Genomic DNA, 18721 nt, shown 5'->3' with positions numbered 1-18721 from the left:
GCGGGGTCAACATCTTGCATACGGAATTCAATCATGGGAGTAACCACAATGAGCGAACGCAAGGCGCTGTTGATTCTGCATGGCAAGCAGGCGCTCAACGAGGCGGTTCGTGCGGCCGTCGAGGGCAAGCGCGAACAGGGCTGGGAGCTGGCCGTGCGCCTGACCTGGGAGGCTGGCGACGCACAACGCCTGGTGGATGAAGCGCTGGCGGCGGGCTATCAGCACATCATCGCTGGTGGCGGTGATGGCACCTTGCGTGACATTGCCGAAGCCATGGCGCCGCATTCGAACCAGGCCAGCCTGGTGCTGATGCCGTTGGGGACCGCCAACGATTTTGCGCGCGCCGCCGGCGTACCTCTGGAACCCGACCAAGCGCTGGACCTTCTCGACACGGCGCCGAGCGCCATTGACTTGGGTGAGGTCGGTGGGCAGGTGTTTTTGAACATGGCCACGGGCGGTTTTGGCAGCCAGGTCACGGCAAACACCTCGGAAGACTTGAAAAAAGTCCTCGGGGGCGCGGCTTACCTGTTTACCGGTTTAACCCGCTTCAGCGAGTTGCATGCGGCCTATGGCGAGTTGCAGGGACCGGATTTTCAGTGGAGCGGCGATCTGCTGGCGTTAGGCATCGGTAACGGGCGGCAGGCGGGTGGTGGTCATGTGCTGTGCCCAGAGGCACTGGCGGATGATGGCCTGCTGGATATCAGCATTTTGCCTGCGCCGCAGGAGGTGGTCAGTACCTTGAAAACCCTGCTGGCCGATGGTTTCGGTATCGACAACATGTTCGTGCGCGCACGTTTGCCATGGGTCGAGATCAAGGTCGCGGAAGGCCTTTACATCAACCTTGATGGCGAACCCTTGGAAGGTGACAGCTTGCGTTTCTCGGCGCGTCCGGCGGCACTGCGCGTGCATTTGCCCGAGAACTCGCCCCTGTTGAGCACGTCTGGAACGGTTAGTCGTCCAGGCTGATGATCTGCTCGCGAACGGCGAACAGCACCAGGCCTGCCACGTCGAAGATCTGCAAGCGTTTCATGATCTGCGAGCGATGGGTTTCGACCGTCTTGATGCTCAGGCCCAGGCCGTTGGCGATTTCCCGGGTGGATTTACCACGAACAATCAGCCGCAGGATTTCCAGCTGACGTGCCGTCAGGTTATGCGATAGGGCCGGTTCCGCCTGGTTTTTCTGGTTGCGAGTCAGTGCCTGGGTGATGACAGTGTGAGCGATGGCCGGGCTCAAGTAGCGTTCGTTGTTACGCAGGGCTTCCAGGGCGTGTTCGAGTTCGGTGGCCGTGGTGTCCTTGAGCAGGTAACCGTGGGCGCCGGACTCCAGTGCCTGCATGATGAGCGCCGGGTCGGTGTGCATCGACAGGATCAGCACCTTGCTCTGCGGGCGTACGCGCTTGAGCCGCTGTAATGCCTCAAGGCCGCCGGTTTCCTTCATGGAAATATCCAGCAGCACGATGTCCGGTGACAACTGTTCGACCATTTCGAGCAGCTGCGAGCCATCATTGGCCTCGCCGATTACCGCGTAGCCGGGAATATCCAGTACCAGAGCGCGCACGCCAGCCCTGATAAGCGAGTGGTCATCCACCAGAAGTAAGTTACAAGTCAATGCATAACCTTATTCGAACTGGCCCGTTCGAGCGCACGCGGCGCCCAAGGGAAGAGAGCTTCGATTTGAGTGCCTTTACCAGGCTCGCTGGTCACTATCAGTGTGCCGCCCAACTGATCGATCCGTTCCGACATCCCGGCCATTCCGCGTTGCCCCTCGCGACCCGGATCTGTGGCCGGGGCGAAACCCAGGCCATCGTCGCTGATCAACAATGACAGGCCTTGTGGCAGTCGTTGCAGGCGAACCAACAGATTTTTCGCTTCGGCATGGCGCAGTATATTGGTGACCGCTTCCTGGGTAATTCGAAAGGCGGCTACTGCCATTTCCTCGGATAGACCGGTCAAGCGCTGATGGCATTCCAGGCTCCAGTGCATCGAGGTATTGGCCAGGGTCTTGAGAAGGTGCGCACGGAGGCTGGCTTCCAGTCCGAGACTGGCCAGTTGCCGGGGATTGAGAATGGCCGAGACGTCACGAACTTTGACCAGGGTTTCTTCCAGCGTGTCACAGAGCACCGAACACTGCGCCTGAAGTTCTTCGGGCATTCGGCGTTTAAGCCAGTCACTTTGAAGTTTGGCCGCGGTCAGCAACTGGCCTATGTCGTCATGCAATTCCCGACTGAGACGGTGGCGTTCATTTTCCTGAACCTCCAACAGCCGGTCGGCCAGCTCTTGAGGTTGAAACTTGATCGATTTGCGCGAGAGCCGATGCTGTACCCAGACACACGTCAGCGCCGCTATGTTGATGACCAGCAGACTCAGCGGCAGGCGCGCGGACAGGCTGTATACCAGAAGGCTACCCAGCGCCGAGCAGAAACACAGCGACAGCGTGAACCGGCGCGCGCTGAGTCGCGAGGGTGGCCATTGAATGAGTGACTTGAGGCTGGCGTACATAGCGGATGGAGCCAATGGATGTTCGCTGCGGGAAAACCGGTCATCGTCGATGATGGGTTTCGGTCTGGAGTTACTCTGCCATTAATTGACGTCAACTAATGGGCGGCATAGTACCACTTAACATACCGTTGGTCGCGTTTGGGTTATATGTCTACAGAGTCAGGAAACGAGTGTTTCTGGAGGGTGTTTCCACAATGGAAAAGTGTTGCGGCGGGAATAGTTTATTTAGTGCGAGTTGTCGTAAACGGGTATCGGGATATTCAAATACGACATAACCGTGCACAAGTTGTGGCGCCGGTCATGGCAGCAGGACTTGCCAGCGTTGTGATGAATTTACGCTTGATGCCCTGAATAGGAAACGAGCGTGAACGGCCTGGAATTAGCCGGTGGCTGATAGTGTCTTTGTCCGACCTGAAAGGCAAAGGCTTCGATCAGGGAGGCCTGTTCACTGTCGTCGAGACTGAGTTGGCCGGTGTTCTGGTCGATGAGTTCGAGTTGCCAGGCGATCAGTGTCAGGCAGTCTTTCAGTGCGCCAAGGGCTTGATCGTGCAGGTCCATGTGGTTCTGGGCATGGTTCAGCAAGCCGTGAATATGCAGCGAAAACTCCGAAACCGCCGCCAGTGCGAGGGCATCAGCCTTGCTGGCCAGTTTGAGGAGGGTGCTGAGCATGCAGTCGATGGCGTCCTTGTCATTGCTGATCAATTGCAAATGACTCAGGCATTCCTCGGTTTTGGCCAGGAGTGTTTCAGCCTCTGCGAGAAACTCCGGGAGTCGCTGGGCCCACTCTTTACGGTCGTTCGGCATGTTTATCTCCACAACGTCATGTCAAATGAGGGAATGCCGTGTGCGACGACGAGGACGAGGGAACTCGAGAGGGTGGCTGGCCACTTTCCTGCGATCGCACACAAAAGCCTGACTCCGTTCATGCAATGAGAATGGCGTCACATTAATGGCTATTGGATATTGCGAATATCAGGTCGGGCCTGATTGTTACTAGGGGAATCCCTTACACATGGGAACCAAACGAACGAACCGTGGTCGCGTCGCCGGCAATGAAGCAGATGAAATCACAGGGGCCAGTAAAGCATGATGTTAATGTGACATCAATGCTTGGGCGTGGCATTTTGTCGGAGGGTCAAGGTCCGGCAATAACAGCCGATAACCTTTTTTAGTGAATTCATCAGAACAAGACCAGGAGTCCTAGATGGCCGGCATTCTCGACACGGTAGACCAACGCACGCAACTGGTGGGTGAGAATCGCCTGGAAATTCTCATGTTTCGACTGGCCGGGCGGCAATTGTTCGCGATCAACGTCTTCAAGGTGCAGGAAGTACTGCAACTGCCGAAACTGACCCTGATGCCCCAGCGCCATCCTTTTGTCTGCGGCGTGGTCAACTTGCGTGGCCAGACTCTGCCGGTGATCGACCTGTCCCAGGCCATCGGCATGCGTCCGCTGGTACCAAGCCCGACCAGCACGATCATCGTCACCGAGTACAACCGTTCGGTGCAGGCGTTCCTGGTCGGTGGTGTGGACCGTATCGTCAACATGAACTGGGAAGCCATCCTGCCACCGCCGACCAGCGCCGGTCGTCAGCATTACCTGACCGCCATCAGCAAGGTCGACGATCAGTTGGTGGAAATCATCGACGTTGAAAAAGTCCTGGCCGAAATCGTCCCGTACAACGCCAAGGTCTCCCGCGAAAAACTTGACGATCCAGTGCTGGAACGTGCCCGCGGCCGTGAAGTGCTGCTGGTGGATGACTCGAACGTGGCCTTGTCGCAATTGCGCGACACCCTGGGGCAACTGGGCGTGAAGATGCACATTGCCAGCGATGGCCTGAAGGCGTTGAACATGCTCAAGGCCTGGGCGGATACCGGCGTTTCCATGACCGACAAATTGTTGATGGTCTTCACCGACGCGGAAATGCCGGAGATGGACGGCTACCGTCTCACCACCGAAATCCGTAACGACCCGCGCCTGCGGGGTCTTTACGTGGTGCTGCACACGTCGTTGTCCGGCAGCTTCAACGACTCGATGGTGAAGAAGGTCGGCTGCGACAACTTCCTCTCCAAGTTCCAGCCGGACAAACTTGTCGACGTGGTGCGCCAGCGCCTGATGCTCGACGCAGTGCCGGCCTGATGTCGACCCGGATTGCTCAACCTGTGGGCGGTGTCCGGTCCTCAGGCTTTGATTCGGCGATCAAGCTCGTATAGGGTGGCGTTTTGTCCACCAGGGAGCTGGCCATGCTGCGTCTGAGCGCGCTTTATCGTTATCCGTTGAAATCCGGCAAGGGCGAGAGCCTGCAACAGGTCAGCCTCGATAAGCTCGGCCTGGACGGTGATCGACGCTGGATGCTAGTGGATGAGGCCAGCGGTCGCTTCATGACGCAGCGCACGGTAGGGCAAATGAGTCAGCTCTCGGCGCTGTGGAATGCCGATGGCGGCTTGACCCTCAGTGCCCCCGGCCACCCAGCGATCAATGTCGCCTTGCCCACAGGCGATGCCGAGTTGCGTGGCGTCACCATTTTCCGCGACACCTTGCGCGTACCCGATGCCGGCGACGCGGCGGCAGCCTGGGTCAGTGAATTCATTGGCAAGCCGACACGGCTGGTGCAAGTGCCACTGGATCGTGCGCGTACCACTGAGGCGGGTTATGGCAAGGACGACGATCAAGTGGCTTTCGCCGATGGCTTTCCGTTGTTGTTGATCGGCCAGGCGTCTCTGGAAGACCTGTCGCAGAAAGTAGGACGCCCGCTGGAAATGCTGCGCTTTCGACCGAACCTGGTGATCGAGGGCTGTGAAGCCTTTGCCGAAGATGGCTGGAAGCGCATCCGCATCGGTGATGTCGAGTTCCGTGTGGTCAAGTCGTGTTCTCGCTGCATTCTGACCACGATCGACCCGCAAACCGGCGAACGCAGTCAGGATCGTGAACCGCTAGCGACCTTGCAGAAATACCGTACCGAGGCCGATGGCGCCATGTTCGGCCAGAATCTGGTCAACGACAGCAATGGTCGACTTGAAGTCGGCCTGCCGGTGACCATCCTCGAGTAACAGCATTGAAACGAAAAATGCCCGTGTCCATAGACACGGGCATTTTTTTGTCGCTGTGAACACCCAGGGTTTTAGCCGCGGTATTCGCACAGATAAGCAGTGTCGACGGCCACTTTCAGCTGGAATTTGCTGTTGGCGGGCACGTTGAACTGGCTGCCGGCGGCGAAGGTTTCCCAGTCGGTGCTGTCCGGCAGTTTGACGGTCAGGGCGCCGGTTACTACGTGCATGATTTCACGCTGGCTGGTACCGAATTCGTATTCGCCCGGTGCCATGACGCCGATGGTCGCCGGACCTTCCGCGGTGCCAAAGGCGATCGACTTGACGGTGCCGTCGAAGTACTCGTTGACTTTAAACATGGGCGATTCCTCGAAAAGGGCTTAAAAGGGCCGGCCAGTATGCACAAGGGGCCCCGCGTCGTCACCTCTCCAGAGGGGGGAAAATCTGCGGCAACAGTCGCGCCGTGTTACGTGCATCTTCCAGCGCCCGGTGTTGCTGCCCCGTGAATTGCAGGCCGGCCAGTTGCAGTGCGCCGTTGAGCCCCAATGGTCGCTCCAGCCGACGAGCCTTGGCAAAGCGCTGCTTGAGGTTAATGTGCGGCACCCGGCCAAGGGCGCTGTCGATCTGCAAGTGCTGCCATTCCTGAAGCAGTTGCTTGCGATCGTAATCGCCCCAACTGACCCAACCTTCCATATGCGAAAGATGCTGCCCGAGCCAGAGCTCGAATGACGGCCAGACCTCGCTCAGCGTCTGGGCCGCATCGACGTCGGCCTGAGTGATGTGCGTCAGTTGCCGGCAAAACGGCGTCAGCAGCGGCCGCCGCAATGGCCGCACGAAGCACTTGAAGTGATCCACTTCACGCCCTTTGCGATCCACCAGGGAGGCGCCGATTTCGATGATTTCCATTTCCGTTACTGGCCAACCACCCTCATCGGTGGTGGCTTCCAGATCAATGACCAACCAGTGAGGCATCGCAGGGTTCCTGGTATCCGCGTCCTGATAGGGCTTGAGCGTAGCCAAACCCGGCGGATCCGCCTAGCGGCTTATTCGACCTCAAGCAAAATCTGCCGATTTTTCACCTGGTCGCCGACCTTGACTTGCAGGCGTTTGAGCACACCGTCGATGCCCGACTTCAGCGGATGCTCCATTTTCATGGCCTCCAGCACCACCAACAGCTGACCTTTACTAACGCTGCTGCCCTCACTGACCAATACGTCGACGATCGCGCCGTCCATCGGTGCCTTGAGGGTGCCGGAGCTGATGCTGGCCTGACCGCTGACCAAGGCCTGCGTCCGGTCCACCAGCCGCATGCTGCCGGGGCGGGTGAATAGCCAGAGTTGCCCGGTCTGGAGACAATAAGCGTGGCGTTGACGGATGCCATCGATTTCCACAGTGGCCCAGCGTCCATCGCACTGGATGACCTTCAGTTCAAGGGCCCGGTCGGCAACTTGAATCCGATACGGTTCGCCGGGCACGGCGTTCAATGCCACCGGCCAATCCTGGTCCTCCAGGCCGATGCGATAGTGCAGCGGCACGCTGGCGTTGTTGCGCCAACCGGCCAGGGGCGCGCGATGAACCTGAGCCGAAGCCTGATAGAACAGTGCTGCGGCGATGGCCAACGCTTCGGCGCTCGGGTCCTGGGCATGCAGGCAAGGATGCTCGGCGAAACAGGTCGGGATAAACCCGGTGCTGAACTCGCCACTGATGAACTTTGGGTGCTGCAGCAGGCTGGCGAGCAAGCGCTGATTGCTCTGAACGCCCAGCAACACGCTGTCTTGCACCGCCCGCAGCAACTTGCGCCGGGCTTCTTCGCGAGTGGCGCCGTGGGCGATGATCTTGCCCAGCATCGGGTCATAAAACGGGCTGACGTTCTGGCCTTCGATCAGGCCATGGTCGATCCGTACGCCGCTCTGAAGCGCGGGTTCCCAGGCTGCGATGAGTCCGGTCTGCGGTAGAAAACCTTGTGCCGGGTCTTCGGCATACAAACGCACCTCCATGGCATGGCCGTTGAGCTGAACTTGCTCCTGACGCAGGGGCAGCGGCAGGCCTTCGGCGACGTGTAACTGCCAGGCCACAAGATCGAGGCCGGTGATCAGTTCGGTCACGGGGTGTTCCACTTGCAGTCGGGTGTTCATCTCCAGAAAGTAAAATTGCCCGTGCGCATCCAGCAGGAACTCCACGGTGCCCGCGCCAACGTAATTCACCGCACGCCCCGCCTTGAGCGCCGCTTCGCCCATGGCCTGGCGCAGTTCGGCGGTCATCACCGGGCAGGGCGCTTCTTCGATGACTTTCTGATGGCGGCGCTGGATGGAGCAGTCGCGTTCGCCGAGGTAGATCAGGTTGCCTTGCTGGTCGCCGAACAGCTGGACTTCGACGTGTCGGGGATCGATCAGCGCCTGTTCGAGGATCAACTCGTCGCTGCCAAACCCGTGCAGCGCTTCGGAACGTGCGGTGCGAATCTGCGCCAGCAAATCACTGGCCTCCTGCACCAGACGCATGCCGCGCCCGCCACCGCCGGCACTGGCCTTGATCATCAGCGGATAGCCGATGCGCTCGGCTTCGCGGCTCAGGGTTGCGTCGTCCTGTTCGGCGCCTTGATAGCCTTTGATGCACGGTACACCGGCGGCGATCATGGCCATTTTCGACAGGCGTTTACTGCCCATCAGTTCGATGGCGTCGGGGCTGGGGCCGATGAAGGTAATGCCGGCGTGCTGGCAGGCGAGGGCGAAGCCGGCGTTTTCTGAGAGAAAGCCGTAGCCGGGGTGGATCGCGTCGGCACCGGTGCGCCGGGCCGCGTCGATGATGGCCGGGATGTTCAGGTAGGACTGCTGCACCGGGGCCGGGCCAATGTTCACGGCTTCGTCGGCCATGTGCACGTGCAGCGCATCGGCGTCGGCATCGCTGAAGACTGCGACGGTGCGATAGCCCAGGGCCTGGGCGGTGCGCTGGATGCGGCAGGCGATTTCACCGCGGTTGGCGATCAGGATTTTGCTGAGTCCGGGCATGGGGTGTTCCCTTGGTTTTTGCGGTGAAAGTGGTGGCCTCTTCGCGGGCAAGCCTCGCTCCTACAGGGCTTCGTGAACCTGTAGGAGCGAGGCTTGCCCGCGAAGCTCTTAAGGCGCCCACCCCGGTTTACGCTTCTGCACAAACGCCATCGTGCCTTCGACACCCTCGGCTCCGCTCACCGCTTCGCTGAACCATTCAGCCGCTTGATCCAGCAGCTCATCCGACGGCTGCCCGGCACTCGCGAGCAGGAGTTTTTTGGTCGCCGCATTCGCCCCCGGCGCGCAACACAGCACATGGGCCAGCACCTCATCGAGGCGTTCGGCCAAGGCTTGCGTGTCATGTTCGACAAAATGCACCAGCCCCATCCGCCGCGCCTGCGTGCCGTCGAAACGTGCGGCGGTCAGGGCCAGGCGGCGGGTTTGGGTCAGGCCGATGCGCTGGACCACGAACGGCGCGATTTGCGCCGGCAGCAACCCGAGGCTGGTTTCCGGCAAACCGAATTGCGCCTGATGATCGGCCAGCGCAACGTCACTGACGCAGGCCAGGCCGAATCCACCGCCCAACACCGCGCCTTGCAGCACCGTGATCACCACTTGCGGCGCGTGTTGCACCTCTTGCAGCAAGGCACCAAAGAGGCGGTTCAAGTCACGGTAGGCCGACGCCCCTTGAGCGCGAGCATTGGCCATGTCCTTGATGTCGCCGCCAGCGCTGAAATGCCCGCCTGCGCCGCCGATCACCAACGCACGAATTTCTCGGTCATCGTGCACCGCCGCCAGCACCGCGCGCAGTTCGGTGACCATCTGCAAGCTCATGGCATTGCGGCTTTCGGGGCGGTTGAGGGTGATGTGCAGGACGCCGTTGTGCGGTTCCAGCAGTAAGGTCTGGCAAACCGGCAGGCTGTTCATTTGTGTTTCCCCGGCAGAATGCCCATGAGTTTGCAGATGATCCCCAGCATGATTTCGTCGGCGCCACCGCCGATCGAGACCAGCCGCACATCGCGATACGCCCGGGCCACCGGGTTGTCCCACATGAAGCCCATGCCGCCCCAATATTGCAGGCAACTGTCGCTGACTTCCCGGCCCAAACGCCCGGCCTTGAGTTTGGCCATGGAAGCCAGGCGCGTGACGTCCTGGCCTTTGATGTACTGCTCGGTGGCTTGATAGACCAGCGCCCGCAGGCATTCGATTTCGGTTTGCAGTTCGGCCAGGCGGAAGTGAATGACCTGATTGTCGATCAGTGCGTTGCCGAAGGTTTTGCGCTCCTTGCAATACTCGATGGTGCTGTCGACGCAGTACTCCAGCCCTTTGATCATGTTCGCCGCGCCGAACAGGCGTTCTTCCTGGAACTGCAACATCTGCATCATGAACCCCGCGCCTTCATGGCCGATGCGGTTTCGCTGTGGCACGCGCACGTTGTCGAAAAACACCTGGGCGGTTTCCGAACTGCGCATGCCGAGCTTGTCCAGGTGCGAACTGAGGCTGATGCCTGGCGTGTCCATCGGCACCATGATCAGCGACTTGTTGACGTGCGGTTTGTCATCCGAGGTGTTGGCCAGCAGGCAGATGAAATCGGCGCTCGGCGAATTGGTGATCCACATCTTGCTGCCGTTGATCACGTAGTCGTCGCCGTCCTTGCGCGCAGTGGTTTTCAACCCCGCCACGTCGGAGCCTGCGCCGACCTCGGAAACCCCGATGCAACCGACCTGTTCGCCAGTGATCGCCGGACGCAGGAATTCTTCGCGCAATTCATCGGAGCCGAAGCGGGCCAGCGCCGGGGTGCACATGTCGGTCTGCACACCGATGGACATCGGAATGCCGCCACAGTGAATGGTGCCGAACTCTTCGGCAGCCACGATCGAATAGCTGTAATCGAGCCCCATGCCACCGAATTTTTCCGGTTTGGAAATCCCCAGCAGGCCGAGGTCGCCGGCCTTGCGGAAGATCTCGTGGATCGGAAAGCGTCCGGCTTTTTCCCATTCCTCGACGTGCGGATTGATCTCGTGCTCGACGAACTGGCGGACGGTGCGACGCAGTGCTTCGTGTTCCTGGGTGAAGATCATTTTTATTGTTCTCCTTTGATCCATGATCGTTCCCACGCTCTGCGTGGTAACGCCTCTATGGACGCTCTGCGTCCGCTTTTGGAACGCAGAGCGTCCCGGGCTGCATTCCCACGCGGAGCGTGGGAACGATCAAAATCTCGCGATACCGAAGCTGTTGGCTTGCAACGGCCGCACCTCGGCCTCGTGACAAATATCCAGCAAGTACCCGAGCAGCGTCCGGGTATCGCGAGGATCAATCAGCCCGTCGTCCCACAGATTGGCGCTGCCATACAGCGCGGTGGACTGGCTGTCGAGTTTCTGCGCGGTAACCTGCTCCAGCATGTCGAGCATCTTCGGGTCAGGCACCAGGCCGTCCTTGGCCTGTTTGGCCTCGGTGACAATTCGCAGCACCTTGCCGGCCTGGGCGCCCCCCATCACCGCGGTGCGGCTATTGGGCCAGGCGAAGATGAAGCGCGGGTCGAGGCCGCGCCCACACATGGCGTAGTTGCCAGCGCCGTAGGAACCGCCGACGACGAGGGTCAGTTTCGGCACCCGAGCATTGGCCACTGCCTGAATCATCTTCGCGCCGTGCTTGATCACGCCGTGTTGTTCCGACTCGGTGCCGACCATGAACCCGGTGGTGTTGTGGAAAAACAGCAGCGGCGTCTGGCTCTGGTCGCACAGTTGAATGAACTGCGCAGCCTTGCTCGCACCCTTGGGCGTGATCGGACCGTTGTTGCCGATAAACCCACAGGCGCGGCCCTGAATCTGCAAGTGGCCGCAGATGGTTTGCTGATCGAACTCGCTTTTGAATTCGAGGAAGTTCGACGCGTCGGCGATCCGGGCGATGATCTCGCGCACGTCGTAGGGCTTTTTCGGGTCATCCGGGATCAGGCCCAGCAGTTCGTCGATGGGGTAGAGCGGTTCTTCGAATGGACGTTCGGGTAACCATTGCAGCTGATCGTTCCACCGCAGCAGGCTGACAATCTCGCGCACCAGACGCACGCCGTCGGCATCGTTTTCGGCCAGGTATTCGGCGGTGCCGGCGGTTTGCGCGTGCATCTCGGCACCGCCCAGTTCTTCGTCGGTAGCGACTTCTCCGGTCGCCGCCTTGAGCAGCGGCGGGCCGGCCAGAAACAGTTTGGCCTTGCCGCGCACCACTACCACGTAATCCGACAACCCCGGCTGATAAGCGCCGCCCGCCGTGGCCGAGCCGTGGACCACGGTGATTTGCGGCAACCCCATGGCCGACATCCGCGCCTGATTGGCAAAGCTGCGCGCGCCTTCGACGAAAATCTCCGCCGCGTAATTGAGGTTGGCACCTCCGCTTTCGGCGAGGGTGATCACCGGCAGTTTGTTCTCCATGGCAATCTGTTGCAGGCGCAGGGACTTTTTCAGGCCGCTGGGGGAAATGGTCCCGCCCTTGATGGCACTGTTGTTCGCCACCACCAGCACCCGAACGCCGGACACATAACCGATCCCGGCGATCAGCCCGCCACCGGCCGAGCTGCCGTCCTTGTCGTCGTGCAGCTTGTAGCCGGCCAGGCTCGCCAGTTCGAGGAACGGAGCGCCGGGGTCCAGCAGCAGATTGAGGCGTTCACGGGGCAGCAGTTGCCCGCGCTTGTCGAATTTTGGCTTGGCCTCGGCCGCTTTGTTCAGCAGGTTTTGCTCAAGCTGGCGGACCTGCTCGATGCCCACCAGCATCGCCGCGCGATTGCGGACGAACTGTTCGCAGAACGGGTCCACTTGCGACTGGATCACCGGCATGGCTTATTCCTTGTCCTTGAGCACATCCGGAAGGTAGGCTCGGTGGAAACCGTTGAATGACTCGCTGATCTGCGCTTTGTGGATCGGCCAGGCGCGCCCACCGAGGCTGGCGGCACCGTCGATGCGCAGGGTGCTGCCGCTGATAAAGGCCGCTGCCGGACTCAGCAGGAACACGATCGCCGCACTGACTTCCGATTCGGTGCCGATGCGCTTGAGCGGCACGTGTTCGCGCAAGGTTGGAATGACCGCTTTGAACGCGCCTTCATAAGTGTCCATGCCGCTCGACGCGATCCAGCCTGGCGCCACGGCATTGACCCGCACCCCGGCATAACCCCATTCGAACGCGGCGGTCTTGGTCAGGTTGTCCATGCCTGAGCGCGCCGCGCCCGAGTGCCCCATGCCGGGCATGCCGCCCCACATGTCGGCGAGCATATTGACGATGGCGCCGCCGTGCTTGCTCATGGACTGATTGAACACCTCACGGGCCATCAGGAAGCCGCCCATCAGGTTGGTGCGCAATACCGTTTCGAAGCCTTTTTGATTGATCGACGCCAGCGGTGACGGGTACTGCCCGCCAGCGTTGTTGACCAAGCCGTGAATCGGGCCGTGCTTGCGAATCAACTCGCTGACCACATGCTTGACCGCTTCTTCCTCGCGAATATCGCACGCCATCCAGTCAGCCTTGCCGCCATCTTCGGCGATCTCGGCGGCGACGCCTTTGAGCTTGTCGACCTTGCGCCCGAGCAGCAACACATGGGCGCCGAGGGCTGCGAGTTCGTGGGCGGTGCAACGACCGATGCCGCTGCCGCCACCGGTGACAATGATGGTTTGGCCTGCAAACAAATCGGCTTTGAAAATCGAATCGTAGGCCATGGCGACAGTCCTCTAATTGACCTGGTCGGCGATGCGCTGGGGCACCGGAATCTGGATTTCCAGCAGTTGCTGGGCGAAGGCTTTCCCTTGCGGATCGATCCGCAGGCTGGCCACGCCACCGCCTCCTAGGGCGTTTTCCAGCAGAAAATTAAGGCTGTGGGTGCCCGGCAAAAACCAACGCTCGACACGTCCGTGGATCGGGTCGAGGACATGGCTCATCCAGTCGACGATCACCTCCGGGGTCAACGCCTCGGCGATCCACGGCAGGTACTCGGGCTCGCGGGCCATGACCCCGATATTGCTGTGATTACCCTTGTCGCCGGAGCGCGCCACCGCGAGTTTGACCAGGGCCACGCTGGCGTCGGCCAGGCCGCTGGGCGTGGGTGGCTCGAACGGTATCGGCAAGTCGGCGCTGTCGAGCACATCGACGGCGGGCAGGGCACACGGGTGACGCTGGCCGTTGAGTTCAATGTCCAGCGTGCAGGTGCTTTTGTCGATGAGGAACGAGAACAGCCGGATCAGCGGATACACCGTCGGCCTTCCACCGACAATTCCGGTCAGCCCCGGCGCCATACCGGTGGCGGCCTGGGCGATTTCCCGGGAGAACACGATCAATGCCTGTTTGCTCGGATGGCGCACGGCGAGTTTGATCACCACTTCGCGGCTGTCCCGGCGTTGGCCGTGGGGCCCGTAAGTGGCCTCGCTGCCCAGTAGCTCTACGTTCACTTCGCTGTAGGGTGCCCAGCCGCGCTGGCTGAAAATCTCCGAGGTCTTGTTGATGATCGCTTCGCTGACGCGCCGGGCCTTGTCGACCGCATCGATGCCCGCGATCAGGCAACTGGCGGTGCAACGGAAACCGTCCGGGTAGGTTGCGCTGACCTTGTAGTGATCGGTCGGCGGCAAGCCTTTGGCGCCATGCACCTGGACCGCCTGTTTGCCTTGTTGCACCAGTTTGACCTGACTGAAGTCGCAGACCACGTCGGGCAGCAGATAGGCCTGCGGGTTGCCGATTTCATAGAGCATCTGCTCGCCCACCGTCAGCGGCGTGACCAGCCCGCCCGAGCCGTCGGGTTTGCTGACGATGAACTGGCTGTCGGCGCTGACTTCAACGATAGGGAAGCCGATGTGCTCGTAGTCGGGCACGTCGCGCCAATCGGTGAAGTTGCCGCCAGTGCACTGCGCGCCGCATTCGATGATGTGGCCGGCCAGCGCGGCTTGAGCGAGTTTGTCGTAGTCGTGCCACGACCAGCCGAACTCATGCACCAATGCGGCGCTGACCACCGCGCTGTCGACCACGCGCCCGGTGATGACAATGTCGGCGCCCAGGCGCAGCGCCTCGACGATGCCTGGCGCGCCGAGGTAGGCGTTGGTCGAGACGCACATCGGCGGCAGCGGTGCGCCACTGAACATCTCATGCAGGCCAAGGCGGCTCAGGTGTTTGAACTGCGGTTGCAGGTCATCACCCAGCAACACGGCAATCTTCAGTGCTACACCGGCCTTGTCGCAGGCTGCTTGCAAGGCGGCGGCGCAGGCCTGTGGATTGACCCCGCCGGCGTTGCTGATGACGCGGATTTTTTGTTCGGCGATGTGAGCGAGAAGGGGGCTGAGGACTTCGATGAAGTCGCTGGCGTAACCGGCCTGGGGATCTTTCATGCGCGCGCCGGCCATGATCGACATTGTGATTTCGGCCAGGTAATCGAACACCAGATAGTCCAGGCGGCCGCCTTCCACCAGTTGCGCAGCGGCGGTCGAGGTGTCGCCCCAGAAGGCGCTGGCGCATCCGATGCGAATTGTTTCAGGCACAGCCCTTTCCATAGCCACCTCCAACAGAAGTACATCGAGACTACCAAGCAAGCGCTTGGTTTGTAAACGACTAAACTATCTTCTACCCGAGCGCTTGCTTGGTCGCTCCGGCCAGCTTAAATTGCCCGCGCTACCCCGCAGTTTTAGCGGCGAGCGGCGCATTTGATTGATCGACTGTAGGAGAGAACGGGTGGACGAGCAAAAAGCCCTGAGGGTCATGCGCGAATTGGTCGACAACGGCCAATTGACCGACCCGGACAGCGCCCGCGGCAAACTGCTGCAAGTGGCGGCTCACCTGTTCCGCAACAAAGGTTATGAACGCACCACCGTGCGCGATCTGGCGGGCGCCGTGGGCATTCAGTCGGGCAGCATTTTTCATCACTTCAAAAGCAAGGACGAGATCCTGCGCGCGGTGATGGAGGAAACCGTTCGCTACAACACCGCGCTGATGCGCGCGGCCCTGGCAGAGTCCAGCAATGTGCGCGAGCGGGTGCTGGCGCTGATTCGCTGCGAATTGCAGTCGATCATGGGCGGTAGCGGCGAGGCCATGGCGGTGCTGGTGTATGAATGGCGGTCACTGTCCGAAGACGGGCAGGCGCAAGTGCTGGCGCTGCGTGACATTTATGAAGACCTCTGGCTGCAGGTACTGGGTGAGGCCAAGGACGCCGGTTTTATCCGCGGGGACGTGTTCATCACCCGCCGTTTTCTGACCGGCGCACTGTCCTGGACCACCACCTGGTTTCGCGCCGGCGGCAGCATGAGCCTCGATCAATTGGCCGAGGAAGCCTTGATTCTGGTGTTGGAAGAGAAACAATAGTGTGTATTCGCCAGCAGGAAACTGGCTAAGTGGGTGAAACCGCCTAGCTTGAATGCATTGATGCGTATTTTCTTGGGGAGTAGGTTTTGAAGTCTTCGCCAATTCGGACGGCCTCGCGGCTTTTGCTGGTGTCGCTTGCAGCGCTATGTGCCGTGTCATCCCAGGCTGCACAACAGGTGCGGATCGGTGCCGCACATTTCCCGCCTTACACCGTGCGCCCGGAAACCGGTGCCGACACCGGCCTGTTGCCGCAGTTGGTCGAGGCGCTCAATGCCTTGCAAAAGGACTATCAGTTTGTGCTGGTACCGACGTCCATTCCTCGACGCTTCGGTGACTTCAAGCAAGGGCGGGTGGACATGGCGATTTTCGAGAACCCGGACTGGGGCTGGAAGGATATCCCGCACACCAGCGTCGACATGGGCCTGGAAGACGCCGAAATTTTCGTCGCGCAACGCCAGCCCGATGGCCAACCGGTCCGTCAACAAACATATTTTGCCGACCTCGCCGGCAAGCGGCTGGCGCTGTTCAGCGGTTATCACTACGAGTTTGCGAACTTCAATGCCGATCCAAAATTCCTCGCGCAGAACTACAACGCCACGCTGACCTATTCCCATGACAGCAACCTGCTGATGGTGCTGCGCGGGCGTGCCGACGTTGCGTTGGTGACGCGCTCCTACCTGAGCGATTACCTGCTGCGCAACGAGAAAGTTGCCGGTCAATTGCTGGTGTCCCAGCGTATCGATCAGGTCTATCACCACTACGCCATTCTCCGGCCAGCCGCACCGATCAGTGGCGAGGCGCTCGGCAAGTTGCTGCAAGGGTTGCGCGACAATGGCCAGATGTTGAAGATTTTCGATCCCTACAAGATCGCCATTGTGCCCGTTCAGAACAACTGAAAATTGCGCCGCAGGTCGCGTCGTGGCCGACTTCGATTAAATTTCCCGCACTGGCTCACGTCACCTCGTTGAACTGACGACGATTACCGTGAGCCCGACCCATGCCCAATCTGAATGACCTGACTGCCCTGGCCCTGCCAACAGGGAACAGTCTTGTAGCTGATGAAACCGAAAACCGGCTGAGCCTGAGCCTGGAAGGGCAGCCGCTGATCCAGTTGCGCCTGACGCGCGGGTCAGAGTTGCAGGTGCAGGTCGAGGAACGCTTTGGTCGACCTGACAGTCAGGCACTTTGGGCGGCGTGTTATTGGCTGTTTGCCCGAGACCCGGCTCGTCAGCACCTGACCTGGCACTTCGATGAAACCCCTGCCGAAGCGTTGCTCAGCGGCTTGTTGGTCCGCACCGAAACCGACGGCCAGTATCGCTGCGAGCGCACGTTGTTCTGGCAGTTGCCCCAGCCGTGGCTGAGCGCACCACTGACATCAAATTATCCGCAGCAAATGGTCATCAGTGGTGGCAAGCGTCATCCGTTGCGCCCGATGAAACCGCGAGGTGAAGTGTATCGACGATTCGATGCGCGCCTCGGTGCTTGGATTTCCCTGCGCACGGTCGACATCGAGCATGACCTGGCGCGTTTCAATCGTTGGCAAAACAGCCCGCGGGTGGCGAGTTTCTGGCAGGAAGAGGGCAGTCTCGAACAGCATCGCGAGTACCTGGGCAAACTCGAAGCCGACCCGCACACCCTGACGCTGATCGGTTGTTTTGATGATCAGCCCTTCGCCTACTTCGAAGCGTACTGGGCCAAGGAAGATCGCATCGCGCCGTTCTACGATGCCGGCGATTACGACCGTGGCATCCACATGCTGGTGGGCGAAGAACATCACCGCGGCCCGCAAAAGGTAGCGGGCTGGTTATCGGCGCTGGTGCATTACCTGTTTCTCGCTGATCCGCGCACCCAGCGCGTTGTCGCCGAGCCTCGCGCCGATAACGCGAAGATGATCGGGCATATGCAGAACCAGCGTTTCCACTGCGAGAAAGAGTTCGACTTCCCGCACAAGCGCGCGGCGTTGATGGTGCTGGGGCGTGAGCGGTTTTTTGATCGGTGTGCGTTGGCGTGATGCTTGTGGCTCAAGGTCCGTTGCGGTCTTGAGTCCGCCTTCGCGAGCAATCCCGCTCCCACATTTGATCTGTGGTGTTCACACATTGTGAGTTCACAGGAGATCAAATGTGGGAGCGGGCTTGCTCGCGAACGGGGCGACGCAGATTTCAGAGTTCAACGACGGGCAAAGGTATCCGCACGACTGCCCGACACCTTGCGGCAATGCACCAGCGCATCGCGGATCATGAAGTTCACCAGGGTCGGCGAGACGCCGAGTTCCTTGGCGATGTCTTTCTGTGGCACGCCGTGCAGGCGGTACATCTCGAAGGCGTAGCGGGTGCGGCTGGGCAGCTCGGTCAGCGCGTCGGCGATGTGTTCCAGCGTCGAGAAGTTGATGTGCGAGGTTTCCGGCGAAGCCCCTTGAATCACCACGTTCAGGCCTTCCTCTTCAGGCCCCGAATACTTCTGTTCCAGTGCCTGTTTGCGGTAGTGATCGATTGCCAGGTTGCGCACGATCTGGAACAGGTAGCTGAGTTGAGCCTTGAACGAGGACGTGATCGCCGGTGCCGATTGCAACCGGAAGAATGCATCCTGCACCACGTCTTCGGCACGCGAGCGGCAGCCGGTAATGCGGGCTGCAATCTTGACCAGAATCAGTCGATTGTCGACGAAGGCCTGAAGTAGCGGTGAATCGCACCTGCTTGTGGACACTTGTTCCGTCATGGAAATCACCCTGCTGCCAATAGGTTAGTGGGACGCCCGAAAAGGCCGGTGCCGTCCTACACATCGAGCGACAAATTATGTTGAATGATAATGATTGTCAATTGAGAAAGAGAATTAATGCGCCGCAACGGTGCAGAGTGAGCACTGCGACACGC

Annotated in this window: 18 protein-coding genes; 6 read left to right on the top strand and 12 right to left on the bottom strand. The window is 60.3% G+C overall.

Going from position 1 to position 18721, the window contains the following annotated elements; genetic code table 11:
• Positions 1-48 precede the first annotated feature (48 nt).
• Complete coding sequence (gene yegS / locus ACA057_RS22545; RefSeq protein ID WP_497349992.1) at positions 49-966, top strand: lipid kinase YegS; 918 nt, start codon at positions 49-51, stop codon at positions 964-966.
• Here yegS and ACA057_RS22540 read toward each other — a convergent pair.
• The 3 genes from ACA057_RS22540 to ACA057_RS22530 all read right to left on the bottom strand — a co-directional run bounded on the left by ACA057_RS22540 (position 950) and on the right by ACA057_RS22530 (position 3303).
• Positions 950-1609, bottom strand: coding sequence for a response regulator (locus ACA057_RS22540; RefSeq protein WP_401354651.1), 660 nt, complete (start codon positions 1607-1609; stop codon positions 950-952). The genes yegS and ACA057_RS22540 overlap by 17 nt on opposite strands.
• Positions 1606-2499 carry a sensor histidine kinase gene (locus ACA057_RS22535; RefSeq protein WP_497349990.1) on the bottom strand — a complete coding sequence of 298 codons (894 nt, stop codon included), beginning with the start codon at positions 2497-2499 and terminating at the stop codon, positions 1606-1608. The genes ACA057_RS22540 and ACA057_RS22535 overlap by 4 nt, the downstream gene beginning before the upstream one ends.
• 333 nt (positions 2500-2832) lie before the next feature.
• Positions 2833-3303, bottom strand: a complete 471-nt coding sequence (locus tag ACA057_RS22530; protein ID WP_497342466.1) for a hypothetical protein — start codon at positions 3301-3303, stop codon at positions 2833-2835.
• A gap of 400 nt (positions 3304-3703) precedes the next feature.
• On the opposite strand from ACA057_RS22530, the gene ACA057_RS22525 reads away from it, so the two are divergent.
• Both ACA057_RS22525 and ACA057_RS22520 read left to right on the top strand, forming a co-directional pair.
• The gene (locus tag ACA057_RS22525; RefSeq protein WP_401354656.1) at positions 3704-4639 is read left to right on the top strand and encodes a chemotaxis protein CheV; all 936 of its coding nucleotides are present in this window, start codon (positions 3704-3706) and stop codon (positions 4637-4639) included.
• A gap of 104 nt (positions 4640-4743) precedes the next feature.
• On the top strand, positions 4744-5550 hold the full coding sequence (locus tag ACA057_RS22520) for an MOSC domain-containing protein (protein WP_497342464.1): 807 nt from the start codon (positions 4744-4746) through the stop codon (positions 5548-5550).
• Positions 5551-5621: 71 nt separating this feature from the next.
• Here ACA057_RS22520 and ppnP read toward each other — a convergent pair whose 3' ends face one another.
• From ppnP to ACA057_RS22480, 8 genes are all read right to left on the bottom strand, one after another.
• A complete protein-coding gene (ppnP, locus tag ACA057_RS22515; protein WP_010461229.1) occupies positions 5622-5906 on the bottom strand; it encodes a pyrimidine/purine nucleoside phosphorylase in 285 nt (94 codons plus the stop codon).
• Positions 5907-5967: 61 nt separating this feature from the next.
• Positions 5968-6519 (bottom strand): 3'-5' exonuclease, encoded by a 552-nt coding sequence (locus ACA057_RS22510; RefSeq protein WP_497342462.1) that lies wholly within the window; start codon positions 6517-6519, stop codon positions 5968-5970.
• A gap of 71 nt (positions 6520-6590) precedes the next feature.
• Positions 6591-8552 carry an acetyl/propionyl/methylcrotonyl-CoA carboxylase subunit alpha gene (locus tag ACA057_RS22505; RefSeq protein WP_497342460.1) on the bottom strand — a complete coding sequence of 654 codons (1962 nt, stop codon included), beginning with the start codon at positions 8550-8552 and terminating at the stop codon, positions 6591-6593.
• 108 nt (positions 8553-8660) lie between these two features.
• Positions 8661-9458, bottom strand: a complete 798-nt coding sequence (locus ACA057_RS22500) for an enoyl-CoA hydratase/isomerase family protein (RefSeq protein WP_497342458.1) — start codon at positions 9456-9458, stop codon at positions 8661-8663.
• Positions 9455-10612, bottom strand: a complete 1158-nt coding sequence (gene atuD / locus ACA057_RS22495; RefSeq protein WP_497342456.1) for a citronellyl-CoA dehydrogenase — start codon at positions 10610-10612, stop codon at positions 9455-9457. Before atuD ends, ACA057_RS22500 begins: the two co-directional genes overlap by 4 nt.
• Before the next feature lie 129 nt (positions 10613-10741).
• Positions 10742-12358 (bottom strand): geranyl-CoA carboxylase subunit beta, encoded by a 1617-nt coding sequence (gene atuC / locus ACA057_RS22490; RefSeq protein ID WP_497342454.1) that lies wholly within the window; start codon positions 12356-12358, stop codon positions 10742-10744.
• Between the two features lie 3 nt (positions 12359-12361).
• Positions 12362-13231, bottom strand: coding sequence for an SDR family oxidoreductase (locus tag ACA057_RS22485; protein WP_497342452.1), 870 nt, complete (start codon positions 13229-13231; stop codon positions 12362-12364).
• Between the two features lie 12 nt (positions 13232-13243).
• A complete protein-coding gene (locus tag ACA057_RS22480) occupies positions 13244-15034 on the bottom strand; it encodes an acyclic terpene utilization AtuA family protein (RefSeq protein WP_497342450.1) in 1791 nt (596 codons plus the stop codon).
• Between the two features lie 190 nt (positions 15035-15224).
• Between ACA057_RS22480 and ACA057_RS22475 the strand changes: the two genes are divergently transcribed.
• The 3 genes from ACA057_RS22475 (at position 15225) to ACA057_RS22465 (ending at position 17862) form a co-directional block, all read left to right on the top strand.
• Positions 15225-15851 carry a TetR/AcrR family transcriptional regulator gene (locus ACA057_RS22475; RefSeq protein WP_497342448.1) on the top strand — a complete coding sequence of 209 codons (627 nt, stop codon included), beginning with the start codon at positions 15225-15227 and terminating at the stop codon, positions 15849-15851.
• 86 nt (positions 15852-15937) lie between these two features.
• Positions 15938-16747 carry a substrate-binding periplasmic protein gene (locus ACA057_RS22470; protein ID WP_497342446.1) on the top strand — a complete coding sequence of 270 codons (810 nt, stop codon included), beginning with the start codon at positions 15938-15940 and terminating at the stop codon, positions 16745-16747.
• A 101-nt stretch (positions 16748-16848) separates the two neighbouring features.
• Positions 16849-17862 carry a GNAT family N-acetyltransferase gene (locus ACA057_RS22465; RefSeq protein WP_497342444.1) on the top strand — a complete coding sequence of 338 codons (1014 nt, stop codon included), beginning with the start codon at positions 16849-16851 and terminating at the stop codon, positions 17860-17862.
• Positions 17863-18017: 155 nt separating this feature from the next.
• Here ACA057_RS22465 and ACA057_RS22460 read toward each other — a convergent pair whose 3' ends face one another.
• Entirely contained in the window at positions 18018-18566 is a 549-nt protein-coding gene (locus ACA057_RS22460) for an RNA polymerase factor sigma-70 (protein WP_027925770.1), read from the bottom strand.
• Positions 18567-18721 lie beyond the last annotated feature (155 nt).

This window comes from Pseudomonas sp. LBUM1661, from assembly GCF_059695925.1.
Note: the sequence above shows the minus strand (reverse complement) of the source record. Positions and strands in the feature narration are given on the sequence as shown.

Bases quoted from the DNA above. Each gene is read 5' to 3' on its own strand.
- yegS (WP_497349992.1), top strand. From the start codon at position 49: ATGAGCGAACGCAAGGCGCTGTTGATTCTGCATGGCAAGCAGGCGCTC.
- ACA057_RS22535 (WP_497349990.1), bottom strand. From the start codon at position 2,499: ATGTACGCCAGCCTCAAGTCACTCATTCAATGGCCACCCTCGCGACTC.
- ACA057_RS22530 (WP_497342466.1), bottom strand. From the start codon at position 3,303: ATGCCGAACGACCGTAAAGAGTGGGCCCAGCGACTCCCGGAGTTTCTC.
- ACA057_RS22525 (WP_401354656.1), top strand. From the start codon at position 3,704: ATGGCCGGCATTCTCGACACGGTAGACCAACGCACGCAACTGGTGGGT.
- ACA057_RS22520 (WP_497342464.1), top strand. From the start codon at position 4,744: ATGCTGCGTCTGAGCGCGCTTTATCGTTATCCGTTGAAATCCGGCAAG.
- ppnP (WP_010461229.1), bottom strand. From the start codon at position 5,906: ATGTTTAAAGTCAACGAGTACTTCGACGGCACCGTCAAGTCGATCGCC.
- ACA057_RS22510 (WP_497342462.1), bottom strand. From the start codon at position 6,519: ATGCCTCACTGGTTGGTCATTGATCTGGAAGCCACCACCGATGAGGGT.
- ACA057_RS22505 (WP_497342460.1), bottom strand. From the start codon at position 8,552: ATGCCCGGACTCAGCAAAATCCTGATCGCCAACCGCGGTGAAATCGCC.
- ACA057_RS22500 (WP_497342458.1), bottom strand. From the start codon at position 9,458: ATGAACAGCCTGCCGGTTTGCCAGACCTTACTGCTGGAACCGCACAAC.
- atuD (WP_497342456.1), bottom strand. From the start codon at position 10,612: ATGATCTTCACCCAGGAACACGAAGCACTGCGTCGCACCGTCCGCCAG.
- atuC (WP_497342454.1), bottom strand. From the start codon at position 12,358: ATGCCGGTGATCCAGTCGCAAGTGGACCCGTTCTGCGAACAGTTCGTC.
- ACA057_RS22485 (WP_497342452.1), bottom strand. From the start codon at position 13,231: ATGGCCTACGATTCGATTTTCAAAGCCGATTTGTTTGCAGGCCAAACC.
- ACA057_RS22465 (WP_497342444.1), top strand. From the start codon at position 16,849: ATGCCCAATCTGAATGACCTGACTGCCCTGGCCCTGCCAACAGGGAAC.
- ACA057_RS22460 (WP_027925770.1), bottom strand. From the start codon at position 18,566: ATGACGGAACAAGTGTCCACAAGCAGGTGCGATTCACCGCTACTTCAG.